Below are 3,701 nucleotides of genomic sequence, written 5' to 3' on the forward strand. Positions count from 1 at the left end.
AGTCGCCGGTTTGAGTTGTCAGTGCGTGTGGGCGCAGTGAAAGCTCGGAGATAATTTATCGGCATGATTTCGAGCCACTCCAAAGACGACGACACCCCAAGACACTTGGAAAGCGCGTGGGGCAACATACCCGCCAGTCTATCAGCCATCCGGTCGGCGTCTTAAGAACGCTTGTCGAGAATACCTGCCAGCGTATCTATCGAAACCGGCTTGAGCAAATAACCATCGAAGGCATGACCGTCCAACCCCACGTCGACCTACTGGGTGCCTGTCAACGCGTAGATGAGGGCACGGTCCGTCCCCTCGGCATTGCGCAGTGCTCGAAGCACTTCTATTCCCGTCATATCGGGCAAACCCAGGTCCAGAAACACAACATCGGGCTGTTCTTCACGGGCAGCCTGAAGCCCCGCCGAGCCGTTGTAGGCCGCTCGCGCCTCGTGACCCATCTGAAAAGCCAACTCGGCCAAAATGTCGGCGAGGTCTTGGTTGTCATCAACGAATAGGACTTTCATATTTTCAGAGTTCGTGGAAGGCTGCGAGCCCCATGGTTGCAGAAGATGCCAACATTTGCGGGGGCAGCGTCGACACGTCCGAATGGTTGCCTTCAAGGACCGCTGCCCTCGAAATTCACTGCTCAAACGTAGGCATCTATTCGTCTGAAAGCACTTTCGCTGTTCTTCTGCGTGCCATCAGTTCATGCGCTAGCGACATTACCAAGGCGACGTAGTTAGGTGTGGCTGGACACTCTAAGTACACAGACGGAGTGAAAGACAATTCGATTTCTCCTCGATAATATATTGCCTCGCGACTCAAGGAATTGGTACTTTGCAGCCGTAGCTTCGCAATAACCTTTGATGTACGGCTTCGAAACCCGACGGCATCAGTCTCTTCTGGGGTATTCAGATGTTCAGCCGGCGATAGGCGCTCAGGTGGCGCACGAAGCCCTGCTTGTCACCAAGCGAGTCGCGAAGTATGGCAAGGTTGTGGTGTGCATCGGCGTAGGAAGGATTGAGTTCAAGACAGCGCTCGTAGCTCTGTACGGCGTCATTCAGTCGACCAAGCCCCTCAAGGGCGACGGCTCGGTTGAAATGCAACACTGCGTCATCAGGAAAAAGCGCCAGAGCCTGGTCGAAGACGCGAAGCGCGTCTTCGCATCGCCCTTCGTCCTCGCAGAGCAGTGCACCTAAGTCGACGTACGCCTCGTAATACGGCTCGGGCGAGAGTTCCAACGCTCTCCGGTACGCTCGCTCCGCACCTTTGACGTTGGACGTCCTCAGCTGCTCGCCAAGGTCGTACCACTCCGCCGCGTGAAGTGCCGCTTCCTTCTTGCCCGGCGTTGTGTCGAGGAAAACAACCTTTCCCTTGATTTCTGCGACTTCAAAGTCGAGAAGGAGCTGCCCGGTGGTAGCGTCCCATTGGGATGTCCCAGTCTTGACTGCAATGGTGTCGCCGAGTGCCGTGACCCGGATGCCCGAGAGAGGAAGTTCATCCGGCAACTCAGCCCTTAGCCGCGAGAGCGCGTGAACTATCTTCCGCGGGGGTATCTTCGCGGCACGCAGCTGCAATGCAGTACGCAGCAGGACGACGTCCTGGAACGTGAACTGTAGTTGGTTTCGTGGCCCGCGCGATGGCGTTACAAAGCCAGCGGCGACCAGGTCAGACACCACTCGCCTGGAGACTCCCAACATGGTCAGCAGCCGCGGGAGCGAAATATCGTGCGCGGTGTGTCGTGTCGTCACTTGCGTGCCCGCACCTTTGGTGGAGTCTCGGCGGGTGCCTTCGAAGCGCGGGCTGCCGGCTTCCGCGCCTTGGGCGCCGCAGTAATTTCCGTAACCGGCTCCGCACTCTTGCGCCGGGGCGCAGGAATGGTTTTGCCTTTCGCGTCTCTCCTTGCGAGACTGGCGTGCAAGGCCTCCATCAGGTCGATAACCTCGCCGCCCGAAACCGCCTCTTGCTGCTCGGTGAAGACGACTTCCTTGCCCTCAATCTTTCTGTCGATGGCCGCAAGGATGCGCTTCTTCTCTTCGTCCTCGTAGGCCGTTGGGTCGTAGTTTTCTTCAGTACCCTGCTCGATTATCTGGAGCGCGAGCTTCAATTCAGCAGCGGACACCGGAACATGTTCGATGTTCAACTCCCTAAGTGACCGAACCTCTGCAGCGAATAGCAACTGCTGGAAAACCAGTCCATCTTCGGTTGGCCGAACCTGGACGATGCGGGTCTTGCCTTTGAAAGACCACTTCGCAAGTGCGCACCGTCCGCTCTCGGCCAACGCCTGCTGCAGCAAGCTGTATGGCTTGCCACCTCGTTTGTCGGGAGCAATGAAATACGCCTTGTCGTAATAAACTGGGTCGACAGCTTTCTCCGGGATAAAGGCCAGTATTTCCACGACATGACTGGCGCTTTCCTCCAGCGCCTTGAGTTCGTCACCAGTAAATACGACGAATTTGTCCTTCTCGAACTCGTAGCCTTTTTTCATCGATGAGCGCTCGACGACTGCTCCGGTCGAATCGGAGACGTACTGCTGCTTCACGCGGGAACCGTCAGGTGCCAACAGGTTGAACCTCACGTCGGAAGCGCTTTCGGTCGCAGAATACAGCTTGACGGGGATGGAGACCAGACCGAAGGATAGAGACAGCGATGCGATTGAGCGCGCAGCCATGTGCTCCTCCTCGCAAGTCAGCACCAGCGCGCTGGCTCAACATGGCCGGCGACAAGAAGCCAGCCAGATTACGAAGCGGCCCCGATTTCGGGGCTCAAACAATGACAAGTTTACACCCTGGGAGTCCTGTGTGCAGCCCCGCGACCACAACATGACATCGCGCCCATTTGCGGTAAGTTGAACAGGAAAAAGAAGGGACGCTTTTTGTGTGCAGATTGCGTGCGACCCAATCAGCGCTGAAGATAGTGAACGCGCGACCCCGAATCGGTTTTGGGCGGACGATGGCGACCTCGATGGTTAGGGCGACGAATTCTGCTCCCAGTGGGGTCAGCGTCGCGAACAGCGCCGTTCCGGCTTACCCGGGCCGCAGCATCGCAGGCGCTTCGGGCTCGATTCGTGCATCGATGCAGGAAAGTCACGACCGCAGTCCTTCTTGAACGACTTCGGAACCGCCGACTCTAAAGAGCAGGGCCCCCTTCGGCCTCGCGTATGAGCCTCTGCGTATTGCCCCTCATATAAGCGGACTCAGCGCTATTTGTCCATTGCTCGTTGCGCTGTCGCTGGCCGTTCGAAACGAACTCGAGGCGGGGAGAACGCAAATGAACAAGCTCGTTCGTTTTCTGGTCGCTGCCGCGCTTGGCGCGGGGTCGGCCAGCTTCGCGCAGGCGGGTGGTGTGTCTGTAGGCATCGGCGTCGGCATCGGTGTGCCGGGCTCTGTGTACGTGGGTCCGCCGGTTATCTATGCGCCGCCGCCCTTCATCTACGGGCCGGTGATATATGGACCGCAGCTGTGGCCCGGATACTATAGTTACCCCTCCTACGGTTACCCCTCCTACGGATACGGCGGATTTCGAGGCTATTACGGCCGCGGTTACTACGGTCGCGGTTATTACGGCCCTGGTTACTACAGACCTGGTTACTACAGACCCGGCGGAAATTTTCAAGGTAGTTGTCGCCTCGACGATTAAATCTCAGGCGGCTTTTCGCTCCTGGTTACTGCGCTGTGGGGCGCCGTCCTGGTTGTCGATGCGATCCGGGTTCA

The 3,701-nt window shown here is 57.8% G+C and carries 4 protein-coding genes; 1 reads left to right on the forward strand and 3 read right to left on the reverse strand.

The genetic code is table 11. The features are described 5' to 3' along the window. Positions 1–257: 257 nt before the first annotated feature. From HV670_RS29540 to ku, 3 genes are all read right to left on the reverse strand, one after another. Entirely contained in the window at positions 258–512 is a 255-nt protein-coding gene (locus tag HV670_RS29540; RefSeq protein ID WP_175108473.1) for a response regulator, read from the reverse strand. Between the two features lie 387 nt (positions 513–899). After that, complete coding sequence (locus HV670_RS29545; RefSeq protein ID WP_425511491.1) at positions 900–1,688, reverse strand: tetratricopeptide repeat protein; 789 nt, start codon at positions 1,686–1,688, stop codon at positions 900–902. A 47-nt stretch (positions 1,689–1,735) separates the two neighbouring features. Further along, positions 1,736–2,659 (reverse strand): non-homologous end joining protein Ku, encoded by a 924-nt coding sequence (gene ku / locus HV670_RS29550; protein WP_175108475.1) that lies wholly within the window; start codon positions 2,657–2,659, stop codon positions 1,736–1,738. Positions 2,660–3,258: 599 nt separating this feature from the next. Here ku and HV670_RS29555 point away from each other — a divergent pair. After that, entirely contained in the window at positions 3,259–3,627 is a 369-nt protein-coding gene (locus tag HV670_RS29555; RefSeq protein ID WP_175108476.1) for a hypothetical protein, read from the forward strand. Positions 3,628–3,701: the final 74 nt, after the last annotated feature.

Origin of the sequence: Pararobbsia alpina (genome assembly GCF_902859895.1) — a bacterium.
In the GTDB taxonomy this organism is placed as follows: Bacteria; Pseudomonadota; Gammaproteobacteria; order Burkholderiales; family Burkholderiaceae; genus Pararobbsia; species Pararobbsia alpina.